A 15,503-nucleotide genomic window follows, 5' to 3' on the forward strand; every position below is an offset into this window, starting at 1 on the left:
CATGTCTGACGCCGCCGTAGTCATCAAAGACCTCAAACTGGCACTGCCGCCTGGCAGCGACCGCGCTTACGCCGTGGACGGCGTGTCGTTCGAACTCACCGCCGGCAAGATCCTTTGCGTCGTCGGCGAATCCGGCTCCGGCAAGTCGATGTGCGCGCATGCGCTGATGGGCCTCTTGCCCGACACCGTGATCGCCGAGGCCGGCGAGATTACCTTTGGCGGACAAAACCTGCTGACCCTGGACCCGGATGGCTGGCTGGGCTTGCGCGGCCGCCGGGTGGCCATGGTGTTTCAGGAGCCGATGACGGCGCTCAACCCCTTGATGCGGATCGGCGACCAGATCGCCGAGATGTTCGAGGCGCACGGTCTGTTGACGCCGAAGGAGCGAAGACTGAAAGCGGTGAGCCTGCTGCGCGAGGTCGGCCTTCCCGACCCCGAACGCAGCGTGCGCGCCTATCCGCACCAGCTCTCGGGCGGTCAGCGGCAGCGCGCGATGATCGCGATGGCATTGGCGCTCGAACCGGCGGTACTGGTAGCCGACGAGCCGACAACCGCGCTCGATGTCACCACGCAGGCGCAGATATTGAAACTGATCCGCGACCTGCAGCGCAGCCGCAACATGGCGGTGATGTTCATCACCCATGATTTCGGCGTCGTTACCGATATCGCCGATCGCGTCGTCGTGCTCCAGCACGGCAAGGTGGTCGAACAGGGCGCAGCCGACGACGTGCTGCAGCGTCCGCAACATCCGTATACAAGGGCACTTCTCGCCGCTGTCCCAAAACTGCAGCCGCCGGCGCGTGCTTCCCGGCTCGACCGGCCGAAGGTGGTCGAGGTGATCGGGATCGAAAAAACCTATGTCAGCGGCGGCGGCTGGTTTCAGCCGACGCGCAGCGTCCAGGCCGCCAAGGAAGTCAGTTTTGAGATTTTTCAGGGCGAGACGCTCGGCCTGGTCGGCGAATCCGGTTCCGGCAAATCCTCCATCGCGCGCCTGATCATGCGCCTGATCGAGCCGGATGCCGGCACCGTGCGGCTCGGTGAAACCGACCTGACGCGCATCAACGGCAAGGCGCTGCGCGAGCAGCGCAAGCGCATCCAGATGGTGTTTCAGGATCCGTTCGCGTCGCTCAATCCGCGCCGCAAGGTCGGCAACATCATCACCGATGGCCCGATCGCGCACGGCGCGGACCCTGCGGCCGCGCGAGCGCGCGCCCATGAACTGCTGGGTCTGGTCGGCCTCAATGCCAGCGCCATGGAACGTTTTCCGCACGAATTCTCCGGCGGCCAGCGGCAACGGATCGGGATCGCGCGGGCGCTGGCGCTCGATCCGGAGATCCTCGTGGCCGATGAAGCCGTCTCCGCGCTCGACGTCTCCGTGCAGGCGCAGGTTCTGAACCTGCTCGAAGACCTCAAGACGCGGCTTGGGCTGTCGATGCTGTTCATCACCCATGATTTACGGGTGGCAGCGCAGATCTGCGACCGCATTGCGGTGATGCAGCGCGGATCGATCGTCGAACTGAGATCAGCCGCAGCGCTGTTCTCCTCTCCCGAGCACCCCTATACGCGCGAACTTCTTGCCGCGGTGCCCGGCCAGATATCATCTTCCAAGGCGGCGTGAACGATGCGTTGTGCGCTTGTCAGCAGCAGCCTGGATATTCGCGGTTACCTCGGCACAGAATTCGCTCGCATCGCCGATCGCATCGAAATCGTCGATCATCGCCGCAACGGGTCCGACGCGGACATCAGCCTTGCGATCGCATGGCACCCGCCAGCCGATGCCTTCGAGCGTTATCCGAACCTGAAGGCGGTCTGTTCGATCGGCGCGGGCGTCGACAATATCGTCGCCTGCCCGAGCCTGCGGCCGGATATCGACGTCGTTCGCATCGTCGATCCCCTGCAGGCGCAGACGATGTCAGGCTTTGTCATCTGGCATGCGATCTCGCATCAGCGGCGTTTCGCAACTTATCTGGCCCAGCAGCGTGACGGAATTTGGAAGCGCCTCCCGCAGCGTGCCGCGCAGGACGTGCCGGTCGGCATCCTCGGTTACGGCGAAATCGGCCAGCGCGTTGCCGCCGACCTTGCGCAGCTCGGTTTCCCGGTCATGGCGTGGAGCCGGACGGCGAAGCCGACGCCCGCCTCCGTTCGAGGTTTCCATGGCCCCGCCGGCCTCGCCGCCATGCTTGGCGAAACCGAGGTGCTGGTGAACCTGCTGCCGTTGACGCCGGAGACCCAAGGCATTCTCAGCGCCAAACTGTTCGCCCGCATGCGCCGCGGCGGCTATCTCATCCAGGTCGGCCGCGGCGAGCATCTGGTCGATGCTGACCTGCTGGCCGCCTTGGAAAACGGTCAGCTCGACGGCGCCGCACTCGACGTGTTCGCGGCCGAACCGCTGGCGCCGGCGCACCCGTTCTGGCATCATCCCAAAATCGTCGTGACGCCACACGACGCCTGTGAAGTCCGGGTCGAGGCCGTTGCGACCACGGTCGTCGCAACCGCCGATGCGATACAAACCGGCCGACGGCCGCCGAACGCCATCGACCGCCAACGCGGCTATTGACCGGTCGCGCGCCCCAAAGGATCACGGCCTAAAGGACACTGCGGTGCCAGACTCCTCTCCCGCGATTGACGCGGCACATCCGATCGATGGCCTGCGCGCCGCATCAAGCATTCCGGAGACGCTTGCCACGGAACTGGCGGCCGAACATTACGGCCTGCCCGTCACGGTGCGTCGCCTCGACAGCGAGCGCGATCAGAATTTCCGGCTGCGGACGCCGGACGGACGCGAATATGTGCTGAAGATCGCGAACCCCACAGAGGATCGCGCGGTCACGAATCTGCAGACCGAAGCCCTGGTTCAGCTGGCCGCCGCCGACCCCGGCCTGCCGGTGCCGCGCATCTTCCCGGCGTTGAACGGCGCAACGGAACTCGAGATCGGCTTCGACGACGGTTCGACGCGGGTGGTGCGTCTCCTGTCGTTTCTTGCCGGAACGCCCTTCCACACCGTCGAGAGTTCAACAGCGCTGCGGCGCGACCTCGGCCAATGCGCCGCGCGGATGGCGCGGGGGCTTCGCGACTTCCGGCATCCCGGCGCCAATCACAAGCTGCTGTGGGACCTTCAGCACGCCGCCGAATTGCGTCCATTGATCGACGCCGTCCCGGCCGACCGACGCACTCTCGTCGAGCGCACCCTGGATCGGTTCGAGACGCACGCCCTTCCCGTGCTGTCCGGCCTGCCCAAACAGCCGCTTCACAACGATCTCAACCCGCACAACATCGTCGTCGATTCCGCCAACAGCGAGCGGATCGCCGGAATCATCGACTTTGGCGACATGACGTCGACCGCCCGGGTCGTCGACCTCGCCGTGACAGCGGCGTACCAGGTCGTCGATGGCAGCGATCCGCTCGCGCCTGCCTGCGACATGATCGCGGCCTACGATGCGGTCACGCCGCTCGAGCCCATCGAATTCGAGATATTGTTCGACCTGATCGCGACGCGCATGGTGATGACCATCGTGATCAGCAGCTGGCGGGCCATCCGCTATCCCGGGAATCGGGACTATATTCTGCGCAACAATCCGGCGGCCTGGGGCAGACTGCAGCGAATCGCTGGTATTCCCCGGGCCCAGGCCCGGCAGCAAATTCAGTCTGCCTGCAATTCGGAGTAAGACAGATGTCTATCGACGAGACCGCTTCGACAAATGATCTGATCGCGAGGCGCAAGCGGCTGCTCGGACCGGCCTACCGGCTGTTCTACGAACAGCCCGTGCAATTCGTCCGCGGCGAAGGCGTGTGGCTCTACGATCCCGCCGGCAATGCCTATCTGGACGCCTATAACAATGTCGCGTCGGTCGGACACTCGCATCCCCACGTCGTGCAGGCGATCGCGCGGCAGGCCGCGGTGCTGAACACGCACACGCGCTATCTGCACGAGACCGTGCTCGATTATGCCGAAAAACTGCTCGCCACCTTCCCGGCCGGGATCAGCCAGATCATGTTCACCTGCACCGGCAGCGAGGCCAATGATCTCGCGCTGCGCGTGGCCCGCACCTGCACCGGCGGCACCGGCTTCATCGTGACGGAAACCGCCTATCACGGCGTCACCAGCGCGCTGGCCGAGTTGTCGCCTTCGCTTGGGCTGCCGCTGGCGAAGGACAGCCACGCCCGGCTGGTGCCGGCGCCGCGCTCCGCCGGCGACGACACCGGCGAGATTTTTGCCCGGCACGTGCGCGGCGCGCTCGATGACATGAAGAAAAACGGCATTCGCCCAGCCGGACTGTTGGTCGATACCATCTTCTCCAGCGACGGCGTGTTCGCGGACCCTGCGGGCTTCCTGCTCCCGGCGGTCGAGGCGGTGCGCGCGGCTGGCGGCATCTTCATCGCCGACGAGGTGCAGCCAGGTTTCGGCCGCACCGGCGAGCAGATGTGGGGCTTTGCCCGCCACGGCCTCATTCCCGATCTGGTCACGATGGGCAAACCGATGGGCAACGGCCATCCGGTCGCCGGTATGGCGGCGCGCCCGGAAGTGCTGGCCGAATTCGGCTCGCGCTCACGCTATTTCAACACCTTCGGCGGCAATCCCGTCTCGGCGGCCGCCGGCATAGCCGTGCTCGAAGTGATCGAGTCCGAAGGCTTGCTGGCGAATGCGCAGCGCGTCGGCGGCTATCTGCGTGATCAGTTTCGGCAGCTGCAGGCGCGCCATCCATTGATTGCCGAAGTACGCGGCGCCGGATTGTTCTTCGGCGTGGAGCTGCGGCATGGCGGACCGGCCGGCCCGCCGGCCGCGAGCGAAACCGCCGCCATCGTCAACGCGCTGCGCGAGCGGCGCGTACTGATCAGTTCGGCGGGACCGCAAGCCAATGTCCTCAAGATCCGGCCGCAGCTGGTGTTCAGCACCGAGCACGCCGACATACTGATCGAGCGGCTCGATCAATCCTTGCAGGCACTCGACAAAACCTGACGTTAGAATCCGGCCGCGCTGCCATCCTTGCGGCAGTCGGAGCCGGCGATCAGCGAACCCGTTGCCCGGTCGCGCCAGATGATCTGCCCGCTGCCGAGCGGAACGATCGGCCGGCTGATCTTGTGCCCACGCTTCTGCAACTCGGCCTCGATGACCGGCGAGATACTCTGTTCGAGGTCCAGTACGTCGTCGTGGCCAAAACTGCGGGGCACATCGAGCGCTTCCTGCACGTCAAAGCCGCGGTCGATGATCCCGGTTAATAGTTCGACGTGCCCCATCGACTGGTAGTGCCCGCCCATCACGCCGAACGGCGCCACCGCCTCGCCGTCCCGCATCAGCATGCCCGGGATAATCGTGTTCATCGGCCGCTTGCGCGGAGCGACGCAATTGGGATGCCCCTGTTCGGTGTTGAACGTGAAACCGCGGTTGTTGAGCATCACACCGCTTCCCGGCGCCAGGATGCCGCTGCCGAACGCCTCGAACAGCGAATTGATCAGCGACAGCGAATTGCCGTCGCGGTCGACCACGCATAGATAGATGGTATCCTTGTGCGGCCGCGCCGGAAACAGCACCGGCGGCTTTGCCCTGTTCGGATCGATACGGCGGCGCGCCTGATCGCGCCATTCCGCCGACAGCAGATACTCGACCGGCGTCTCGACTTGCGCTGGGTCGCCGAACAGCGCATCGCGGTGCAGATAGACCTGCTTGCTGGCCTCGGCAAAGATGTGGATGCGGTCGACATCGGACATGTTGCCGATGTCGTAGCTCGAGAGCACGTTGAGCATCATCAGGGCGGCAAGTCCCTGCCCGTTCGGCGGACATTCATAGACCTGATAGCCGCGATAGTCCGTCGACACCGGCGTGACGTATTCCGGCTGCGCGCTGGCAAAATCGTCGAGCGTATGCAGACCGCCGATCGAGCGCAGTTTTTTCACGATGTCTTCGGCCACCGCGCCCTGGTAGAAACCAGCCTCTCCCTTTTCCGCAACCAGCCGCAACGTCGCCGCAAGCTGCGGATTACGCATGCGCGCGCCGGCGACCGGCGCCTTGCCATCGACCAGGAAGGATTTCGCGGTGTCGGGATCCCTGGCCGCGATGCCGGCGTTGCGCGCCCAGTCCCAGGCGACGCGGGACTGCACGATGTAGCCTTCTTCGGCGAGCTTGATCGCCGGCTGGAGGATTTCACCAAGGCTGCGCGTGCCGTGGTCCTTCACCAGTTGCGCCCAGGCGCCGATCGCGCCGGGCACCATCACCGCATGCGGCGAATGCTGGGTGATCGATATCTTGCGCTCGCGATACCATGCGGCCTCCGCCGCCGCCGGCGAGCGGCCGGAGCCGTTGAGCGCAATCGGCGTCGCACGTCCCTTCGGGGCATAGAGCGCAAAACAATCGCCGCCGACGCCTGTCATCATCGGATCGACCACGCATTGCACGGCGACCGCCGCGATCCCGGCATCGATGGCATTGCCGCCGGAGCGAAGCATTTCCAATGCCACCAAGGTCGACATCGGGTGCGACGTGGCGGCGGCCGCCTGCGCGGCATAGACCGGCGAGCGGCCGGGGAAGAAAAAATTACGCAATTGAGAAACTCCTTCAGGGCATGATCCCGAAAAGTGGAATCCGGTTTTCGGAAAAGATCATGCCCTCTTATCTTGAGAGGTTAAAGAGACCGGACGGCTCTAAAACCGTGCGAGGCCGCTTCCAGCGCCGCATCGATATCAGCGGCCTGGTGGGCTGCGGACAGGAACATGTTGTGCACGGGATGGAAGAATGCGCCATGGCGCAAGGCCGCCGAACAGAACGCCCGCCCCTTTTTCACATCCGGATCGGCGTCGAACAGCATCAGCGGCATTTGCGGCGGACCGCTCTGACGGATCGCGATGCCGTGCTGATTTGCCAGCGACGCCAGCCCCTCACGCAGCCGCAGGCCCATAGCGCGGATATGGCCGGGGACATCGGTTTCCCGTGCGATACGCAGCGTGGTTCGCGCCGCCGCCATCGCCACCGTGCCGCACCAGAATGATCCCGTGACGAACACTTTTGATGCCGCCTCGCGGAATTTATCATTGCCGGTCACCGCCGCCAGCGCGTAGCCATTGGCGATGGCCTTGCTCCAGGCGGCGAGATCAGGGCGCTCGCCGAGCGCCTCCCAGCTTCCCCTGACATCGAGCCGCAGCCCGGTGCGCACCTCGTCGAGAACGAGCGCGGCACCGGTGGCGTCGCACGCGGCACGTGCAGCGGCGGCGAATTCGCGCGTCGGCAATTCGAGATCGCGGGCGATATCGTGTCGAAAACCGGTGACCAGGATCGCGGCAAGATCCTTGCCCGCTTCATCGACCGCCGCCTGCAGGCTCGCGACGTCGTTGTATTCAAAGTGCAGCAGATGCGCACGGTCTTCGCTGGTGACGCCGGCCACGCTCGGCGAACACCAGGGCAACGCGCCGTGATAGCTGCCCTTGGCGACCAGCACCTTGCGCCGACCGGTGCCGGCCCGCGCGATCGTCACGCAAGCCGTGGTCGCGTCACCGCCGTTCTTCTGGAACATCGCCCAGTCAGCATGCGGCACCATCGCGACGAAATCTTCGGCCAGATCCACCATGACCTCGCCCGGCCCGTTCAGACAATCGCCGAAGGCGGCCTGCGCCTCGGCCGCCGCCTGCACTTCGGGGTGGCGATGGCCGAGCAGCACCGGTCCCCAGCTGCACATGAAGTCGATATATTCGCGCCCGTCGACGTCGCGCACCCGGCATCCCTCGGCGGAGGCGAAGAACTGCGGATAGCCTTCCGGCAGCCGCGCGGCGTTGAGATGTCCCCACATGCCGCCGGGCACCACGCGCTGGGCTCGCGCCCGCAACATCGCATCCGCGCTCTGTGTTTCGCTCAATACCGCTGCTGGCTTGTTCATGGCGTCCTCTTGGTGTGCGCTTGTTGTTTTTCTCGGCGGCCGCAGACGTGGCGCCTCCCCGCTTCGATGAAGGGAGAGACTCCATCCCGCCATCAAAGCATCGCACGCGAACAACGGCAAGATGCCGGCGAAATGCGTGCCCGTCGGGCATGGCTTTGCATGCGCGCATGCGTATGATGCGTCCGCCGCAAGAACAACAAATCAGAAAAGCTCGGGAGCGCCCTGTGACCGCAACCACCACCCGGATCAACCCGGCCGATCACCTGCCGGACTATGTCAGCCCGGCGCAGGTGAAGGGGCTGCTCGGCCCTGTCGACATCTGGCGCGATGCGTGGGGCATCCCGCATGTCCGCGGCAGCACCTTTCAGGATGCATTCGCCGGGCTCGGGTTTGCGCAGGCGCAGGACCGGCTCTGGCAGATGGAGGCATTGTTGCGGCGTGGCACCGGTCGATATGCCGAATGGCTCGGCGCCCGCGCTGTTGCCGGCGATGTGATTGCCCGGCAGATGAATGGCGACGCCGCCTCGCGCCGTGACTATGCCCTGCTCGGCGACGAGGCCAAGGCAATGCTGGTGGCGTACGCGCGCGGCGTCAACGCCTTCATCGCGTTGCGCCGATGGCCGGTCGAATACAAAATCCTCGGCTGCGAACCTGTCGCCTGGGAGCCCTGGCATTCCATCGCTGTCATGCGGCAGATCGGGTTCCTGATGGGATCGGTGTGGTGGAAGCTGTGGCGCGCCGCGGCGCTGCCGATCGTCGGCGCCGACAACATCGCAAAACTGCGCTTCGATGATGGCGGCAGCGATCTGCTGTGCGTGCCGCCAGGCGTCGAAGGCAAAAGGCTGGCGGCTGCGCTTGCCGATCTCAAGCCCGGCATCTCAGCGCTGCTGGCGACCGCCCAGGAGCAGATGGGCGCCGAGCTCGATGGTGGCAGCAACAATTGGGCGATCTCGGCCGAGCGCACCGCGACCGGCCGGGCGATCGTCGCCGGCGATCCGCATCGAATATTGGAGATGCCGAACATGTACGCGCAGGCGCATCTCGCCTGCGACGAGTTCGACGTCATCGGCCTCACCGTCCCCGGCGTGCCCGGTTTCCCGCATTTTGGTCACACAGCCAACGTCGCCTGGTGCGTGACGCATGCCTTTGTCGACATCCACGATCTCTATGTCGAACAATTCGACGCCGACGCCCGCCACTATCGCTTCAAAGGAGAGATGCTGCCCGCGACGCAGCGCCCTGAAACCATCAAGGTGCGAGGCGGCAATGACGTTACGATCAACGTGGTCGAAACCCAACATGGGCCGGTGATCGCGGGCGACCCGACAAAGGGCACCGCGCTGGCGCTGAAATCCGTGCAGTTCGCGGTGCCTGATTCGTCGTTCGACTGTATGGTGCGGATGCTGCGCGCCAAGTCGGTCGAGCAACTATACGAAGCGACGCGCGGCTTTGCGCTGTTGGACCATAATGTCGTTGCCGGCGACACGTCAGGCAAAATCGGCCATCGCGTGCGCGCCTTGGTGCCGAAGCGGCCGCGCTCCAATGGCTGGCTGCCGGTGCCGGGCTGGACCGGCGAGCACGAATGGGACGGCATGGTGCCGTTCGAAGACATGCCGCATACGATTGCGCCGGATAAAGGAATGATCGTGACCGCCAATAATCGCGTGGTGGAGCCCGAGCGCGAACCTTATCTCTCGACCGACCCGATGCCGCCGCACCGCACCCGCCGCATCTGGCTGCGGCTCAAGGAATTGAAGCGGCCCTCGCCCGAGCAGATGCCGGCCATTCACCGCGACCTCCTGAGCATTCCCGCCATCGAAATCCGCGAACGCCTTCGCTCGATCGGGCTGCCGGCGCAGACGAAGCAATTGTGCGACCTGATCCTCGGCTGGGATGGCGAGATGCGCGGAGACTCGGTCGCGGCCGCGGCGTATTCCGCCGTCCGGCTGGAGTTGACAAAGCTCGCGCTTCGCCGATCGGGCCTCGACAAGACCACTGAGAGCGATTTCACCAAGGTGGCACCGGGCCTGTTTCCGGAAGTCCAGTTCTGGTGGACGCTGCCGCAACTGCTGCGCAGCAATGACGAGAGTCTATTGAAGGGCGCGACCTGGAATGAGCTGCTGCGCGAGGCTGTGGTCACGGTGTCGAAGAATGCGCCGACCGCCGATTGGGGCACGCTGCATACGCCAAAGCTCAAGCACGCACTCTCGGTCGCTTTCCCGGATCATGCCGGCCAGCTCGACAAGGATTGCGCCAAGATTTCCGGCGACAATGATTGCGTATTCATGGCGGGATATTCGATGAAGTTCGGCTTTCAGGCCACCTCGTCTGCACTGTCCCGCTACGTCTTCGACGTCGGCGCTTGGAACAACTGCCGCTGGATCGTCTTCCATGGCGCGTCGGGCCATCCGGCCAGTCCGCATTACGCGAACCAGAACGCGACATGGGCAAAAGGCGAAATGGTGCCGATGCTCTACGACTGGGAAGCAATCAAGCGCGGGGCGAGTTCGCACCAGATGCTCAGCAGGAGTTGAAGGCTTGCTCAGCAAACTTCGTCATGCCCGGGCTTGACCCGGGCATCCACGTCTTGGCTCTCACGAAGCAAGAAAGACGTGGATGGCCGGGCATAGCGAGCGGAAGCGACGCCGTCCTTCAGACGGCTATGCCCGGCCATGACGAAGGAGAAAGTTACCGCGGCACCACGGCCGTCGCCTCGATCTCGACCCGTGCGGCCTTCTCGACAAGCCGCACCACCTGCACCAGCGCCATCGCCGGGTAATGCGCGCCGAAGATTTCGCGATACACTTTTCCGAGCGCTTTCAGGTTCGCCAGATACTCCTCGATGTCGACGACATACCAGGTCAGGCGCACCAGGTGTTCGGGCTTCGCGCCTCCCTCCGCCAGGATCGCGAGTATGTTCTCCAGCGTCTGGCGCACCTGTGCGATGAAGCCATCGGCCAGTACGTTGCTGGCGTCCCAGCCAATCACGCCACCGGTCACGATCAGGCGTCCGTCGGCCGCCATGCCGTTGGCGTATCCTTTCGGCACCGGCCAGCCGCTCGGCTGCAGGATCTGCAGGCCCGAAGCCGGCCCCTCGCCCTTCGCCACCGGCAACACCGCCAGCGTGGGCCCTTTTTGCGTGCTCACAAAAATCTCTCCATCACTTCCAGATTGTTGTTTGACGCGTCTTCTTTAGCGAACCGGTATCCACTTCGCTCGAAAACGCTATGCTATTCACTCCGCGGCCATGCCCGCCGAGGCGGGATTGGCCTGCGCCATCTGCCGCAGCGCGAACCGCTGTAATTTTCCGGTGCCGGTCTTGGGCAATTGTGCGACGAACTCGATCGCGCGCGGATATTTGTACGGCGCGATCTCGCGCTTGACGTGCTCCTGCAACGCCGCCACCAGCGCCATATCGGCATCGAAGCCGGAGGCGATCACGATGTAGGCCTTGACGATCATGCCACGCGCTTCATCGGGCGCGCCAACCACGCCACACTCTGCGACTGCGGGGTGTGTCAGCAACGCTGCCTCGATCTCGGGACCTGCGATGTTGTAGCCGGAGGAAACGATCATGTCATCCGAACGGGCGACGAACGACAAGCGTCCCGACTCGTCGCGCACGAACGAATCGCCGGTCAGATTCCAGCCGTCGCGCACGTAATTCGATTGCCGCGAATCCGCCAGATAGCGGCATCCGGTCGGGCCGCGAACCGCCAGCTTGCCGACCGTGCCTGCCGGCAACTCCTTCATGTCATCGTCAACGATCTTGGCCTCGTATCCAGACACCGGGCGTCCCGTCGTTCCCGCGACGGCCTCGCCGACCCGGTTGGTGATGAAGATGTGCAGCAATTCGGTGCTGCCGATGCCGTCGAGAATTGGCTTTCCGGTCTTGCGGGTCCAGCTGTCGAACACCGGCGCCGGCAAGGTCTCGCCGGCCGACACGGCCAGCCGCAGCGACGACAAATCCGCGCCCTTGTCCATCGCCGCCATCATCGCGCGATATGCCGTCGGCGACGTAAAGCAGATCGTGGCCTTGTAGGCCTCGATGATCTTGACCATCTCGGGCGGCGAGGCGTTTTCCAGCAAAGTCGCTGTCGCGCCGAACCGCAGCGGGAAGATCGCAAGGCCGCCGAGGCCGAACGTAAAGGCCAGCGGCGGCGAGCCGACGAAGACGTCGTCTTCGGTGACGTTGAGGACTTCCCGCGCATAACCATCGGCCACGATCAGAAGATCGCGGTGGAAATGCATCGTCGCCTTCGGCTCGCCGGTGGTGCCCGAGGTAAATCCGAGCAGCGCGACATCATCCCGCCCGGTCTTGACGGCGTCGAAGCGGACCGGCTTGTTGAGCGCCACCCTGTCGAGCTCGGCGTCATGGTTTGACGTGCCGTCGAAATTCACCACCTGCTTGAGAAACTTGCTGGTCTTGGCGCAGGCAACCAGTTCGTCGGCGATGCGGCTGTCGGTCAGTGCCAGCGCGATCTCGGCCTTGTCGACGATCTTGGTCAGTTCGCCGGCACGCAGCATCGGCATCGTGTTGACGACGACGGCGCCCGCTTTGGTCGCCGCGAGCCACGCCGCCACCAAAGCCGGGTTGTTGCCGGAGCGGATCAGCACGCGGTGGCCGGGCTTGACGCCGTAATTCTCCACCAGCGCATGCGCCAGGCGGTTCGACCAATCGGCAAGTTCCTTGTAGGTGCGCTGGCGGCCATTCCCGATCAGCGCAGTGCGATCACCGAAGCCTCTCTCGACGATCCGGTCGGTCAGTTCGACCGCGGCATTGAGATATTCGGGGTATTGGAATTCCGGCCGGTCCAGAACCAGTTCCGGCCATTGGTCCGGCGGCGGCAGGTTTCGCCGCGCGAAATCGTCGACGTGCCCCGATGGGCCAAGGTCTAAAGTTCTACCTGACATTTCCATCGCCCTCGCGTTCGGGATGAAAGGCTTGTGAAGACCGTCCGGCAGTGCTCCATTGGCAATCATTTTATACTTAAAGTAATTTGGCGCAAGGGCCCAGATCAGGGCTGCTCCACTCTTTTTTGGAAGCCGGCGCGCGCCGCCAGTTCCCGGCTGCGCCTACGCCGTCCGCGCCTTCGCGGATTTTTGCGCCGAGGCCTTGGTCTTGGCCAGCAGCCGCATCAATTCGCGGACATCCTTCGGCGTCAGATCCCCGAAGATGTCGGCGATCCATAGTTCATGCTCGGCCGCCATCTTGCGGAACTCGGCACGGCCGGCCTTGGTCAGGCGGATCACCTGAACGCGGCGATCGGCATCGGAGGTGCGACGGTCGAGGTGACCGGATTCGACGAGCCGTTCGACCAGCCCGGTGACGTTGCCGTTCGACACCATCATCCGCTTCGAGACGTCGGACAGCGTCATGCCGTCGGGCACCTTGTCGAGCTGGGCCATCAAATCGAAGCGCGGCAGCGTCACATCGAAGCGCTCGCGCAGACGGCTGCGAACCTCGCCTTCGATCAGGGTGGTACAGGTCAGAAGGCGGAGCCACAGCCTGATTTCATCCCCGTGATCCTCGGGGAGTTCGACCGCCTTGGTCTCTGAATCAAGCATCATGACGCCATCTTGTCCGATTTGCGTGTGCGGGGGAATCCGAACCAAGCGCAGCTTGCTATCATGGTCCAGATTTCTTTAGGGTTCAAGCATTTGGCGCGCAGCTTGCATGGCTTTCTTACATGGATTCTTATTTGCGGGCTTGTTGCTTGCGGCGGCCGTCATCCTCAGAATAAGCTGCTTTGCAAGAAGCGATTTGTGGTGGTTTCGGCTGCGGCCGAATGAAGGAGCAGTCATGATGCAGCCGTTGAAATTGGCGGGACCCAAGTTAGCCTTGCTTGCGGTCTTGCTGAGTGTCGCCGCAGGACAAGCCGCGGCGCAGGAGAAGATCAAGATCGGCGTCATCGTGACGTTATCCGGCCCTCCGGCGGCGCTCGGCCAGCAGGTCCGCGACGGCTTTGCGCTCGCGGTAAAGGACCTCGGCGGCAAGATGGGCGGCAAGGACGTCGAAGTCGTCGTGGTCGACGATGAACTGAAGCCGGACGCGGCGGTGACCAAGGTCAAGGGCCTCCTGGAACGCGAAAAGGTCGATTTCGTCGTCGGCCCGATCTTCTCCAACATCCTCCAGGCCATTCACAAGCCGGTCACCGACAACAAGACGTTTCTGATCAGCCCGAACGCGGGTACTTCGACCTATGCCGGCAAGGAGTGCAGCCCGTTCTTCTACGTCACCTCCTACCAGAATGATCAGGTCCATCAGATCCTCGGCAAGGTCGCTCAGGATCGCGGCTACAAGCGCGTCTATGTGCTGGTGCCGAACTATCAGGCGGGCAAGGATTCTGCCGCCGGATTCAAGATCGACTACAAGGGCGAGATCGTCGAGGAAAGCTATCTGCCGCTGAACACCTCCGATTTCCAGGTCGAGCTGACCAAGATATCCTCCTCGAAGCCCGACGCGCTGTTCACGTTCATGCCGGGTGGCCTCGGTGTCGGCCTCGTCAAGCAATACCGGCAGGCCGGTCTCGCCGATCGCATTCCGGTCCTCTCCGCCTTCACCGTCGATGAATCGACGCTGCCGGCGCAGCAGGACGCCGCCGTCGGCATGTTCGGCGGCTCGAACTGGGCACCCAATCTGGACAATCCGCAGAACAAGAAATTCGTGGCCGGCTATGAGGCGGCCTACAACATCGTGCCCGGCACCTACGCCTTCCAGGCCTATGATGCCGCGATGCTGATCGACAGTGCCGTCAAGGCGACGAAGGGCGATCTCGCCAACAAGGACGCGGTATCGGCGGCACTGAAGAAGGCCGACTTCACCTCGCTGCGCGGCGATTTCAAGTTCAACGTCAACGGCTATCCGATCCAGAACTTCTACCTCACCAAAGTGGCAAAGCGCCCGGACGGCAAGTTCCAGACCGAGATTGTCGAAAAGGTGTTTTCGAACTACGGCGACCGCTACGCCAAGGATTGCACGGCGGCTAAATAAGCGGCGGTTAACAAACGCTGGAAGGAAACGACATGATGAAAACCGAAATCGCCGGGATTACCCGCGCCAACGAAGGCATCCAGGGAATTTCCTGGAACATCCTTGGCCAGACCTATGTGCCGAAAAGCGTCACCGAGCATTCCTTCTCATGGCATGCGACGTTCCCGCCCGACACTTTCGTGCCGCCGCACATCCACCCCGATCAGGACGAATATCTCTACATCCTGGAAGGCAAGCTCGACTTCTTCCTCGACGGATCAGAGACGCAGGCCTCGCCGGGCGATCTGGTGCGGCTGCCGATGGGCAAGCCGCACGGCATCTTCAACAAGTCCGGCCGGACCTCGAAGGTGCTGTTTTGGGTCTCGCCGACGCGGCGGCTCTATGACCTGTTCTGGGGCATCCACAACATGAAAGAGCAGACGCCCGACGCCGTCGTGGCGCTGGCGGCCGAGCACAACATCCACTTCCTGCCGCCGCCCCCGGGGGCGTGAGATTGTCGTGCCCCGCCACCGGGTCGGCCGAATGGCCGCCCGATGACAGGCTCCGGCGGGGTACCCAGTACGCCGCGGCTTCTCGGGTCTATCACTAGCGTCACTGGAATACTGGATCGCCCGCTTTCGCGGGCGATGACAGTTGAACGTGTGGGG

At 63.9% G+C, this 15,503-nt stretch carries 12 protein-coding genes; 7 read left to right on the forward strand and 5 right to left on the reverse strand.

The genetic code is table 11. From position 1 onward, the window contains the following. The first annotated feature begins 1 nt into the window (after position 1). From JQ574_RS01710 to JQ574_RS01725, 4 genes are read left to right on the forward strand one after another with little or no spacing between them, the layout of a single operon-like run. On the forward strand, positions 2–1,618 hold the full coding sequence (locus JQ574_RS01710) for an ABC transporter ATP-binding protein (RefSeq protein WP_212205658.1): 1,617 nt from the start codon (positions 2–4) through the stop codon (positions 1,616–1,618). A gap of 3 nt (positions 1,619–1,621) precedes the next feature. Next, the gene (locus tag JQ574_RS01715; protein WP_212205656.1) at positions 1,622–2,557 is read left to right on the forward strand and encodes a glyoxylate/hydroxypyruvate reductase A; all 936 of its coding nucleotides are present in this window, start codon (positions 1,622–1,624) and stop codon (positions 2,555–2,557) included. Continuing rightward, positions 2,499–3,665, forward strand: coding sequence for a phosphotransferase (locus tag JQ574_RS01720; protein ID WP_249119019.1), 1,167 nt, complete (start codon positions 2,499–2,501; stop codon positions 3,663–3,665). The genes JQ574_RS01715 and JQ574_RS01720 overlap by 59 nt, the downstream gene beginning before the upstream one ends. Positions 3,666–3,670: 5 nt before the next feature. Beyond that, complete coding sequence (locus JQ574_RS01725) at positions 3,671–4,957, forward strand: aspartate aminotransferase family protein (protein ID WP_212205652.1); 1,287 nt, start codon at positions 3,671–3,673, stop codon at positions 4,955–4,957. A gap of 2 nt (positions 4,958–4,959) precedes the next feature. Here the strand turns inward: JQ574_RS01725 and JQ574_RS01730 are convergent, their stop codons facing one another. After that, positions 4,960–6,537 (reverse strand): gamma-glutamyltransferase family protein, encoded by a 1,578-nt coding sequence (locus tag JQ574_RS01730; protein ID WP_212205651.1) that lies wholly within the window; start codon positions 6,535–6,537, stop codon positions 4,960–4,962. 80 nt (positions 6,538–6,617) lie between these two features. Further along, positions 6,618–7,862: an aminotransferase class III-fold pyridoxal phosphate-dependent enzyme gene (locus tag JQ574_RS01735; RefSeq protein WP_212205649.1), complete on the reverse strand. Its 1,245-nt coding sequence runs from the start codon at positions 7,860–7,862 to the stop codon at positions 6,618–6,620. Positions 7,863–8,086: 224 nt separating this feature from the next. On the opposite strand from JQ574_RS01735, the gene JQ574_RS01740 reads away from it, so the two are divergent. Next, the gene (locus tag JQ574_RS01740) at positions 8,087–10,396 is read left to right on the forward strand and encodes a penicillin acylase family protein (RefSeq protein WP_312014639.1); all 2,310 of its coding nucleotides are present in this window, start codon (positions 8,087–8,089) and stop codon (positions 10,394–10,396) included. Between the two features lie 154 nt (positions 10,397–10,550). Here JQ574_RS01740 and JQ574_RS01745 read toward each other — a convergent pair whose 3' ends face one another. From JQ574_RS01745 to JQ574_RS01755, 3 genes are all read right to left on the reverse strand, one after another. Next, positions 10,551–11,009, reverse strand: coding sequence for a RidA family protein (locus JQ574_RS01745; protein WP_212205646.1), 459 nt, complete (start codon positions 11,007–11,009; stop codon positions 10,551–10,553). 87 nt (positions 11,010–11,096) lie between these two features. Continuing rightward, a complete protein-coding gene (locus JQ574_RS01750) occupies positions 11,097–12,776 on the reverse strand; it encodes a benzoate-CoA ligase family protein (RefSeq protein ID WP_212383205.1) in 1,680 nt (559 codons plus the stop codon). Between the two features lie 162 nt (positions 12,777–12,938). After that, positions 12,939–13,433 carry a MarR family winged helix-turn-helix transcriptional regulator gene (locus tag JQ574_RS01755; protein WP_212205643.1) on the reverse strand — a complete coding sequence of 165 codons (495 nt, stop codon included), beginning with the start codon at positions 13,431–13,433 and terminating at the stop codon, positions 12,939–12,941. Between the two features lie 232 nt (positions 13,434–13,665). Between JQ574_RS01755 and JQ574_RS01760 the strand changes: the two genes are divergently transcribed. After that, positions 13,666–14,856: an ABC transporter substrate-binding protein gene (locus JQ574_RS01760; protein WP_212205641.1), complete on the forward strand. Its 1,191-nt coding sequence runs from the start codon at positions 13,666–13,668 to the stop codon at positions 14,854–14,856. A gap of 35 nt (positions 14,857–14,891) precedes the next feature. Next, entirely contained in the window at positions 14,892–15,347 is a 456-nt protein-coding gene (locus JQ574_RS01765) for a cupin domain-containing protein (RefSeq protein WP_192734381.1), read from the forward strand. The last annotated feature ends 156 nt before the right edge of the window (positions 15,348–15,503 follow it).

The organism is Bradyrhizobium sp. AUGA SZCCT0158, from assembly GCF_018130065.1.
In the GTDB taxonomy this organism is placed as follows: Bacteria; Pseudomonadota; Alphaproteobacteria; order Rhizobiales; family Xanthobacteraceae; genus Bradyrhizobium.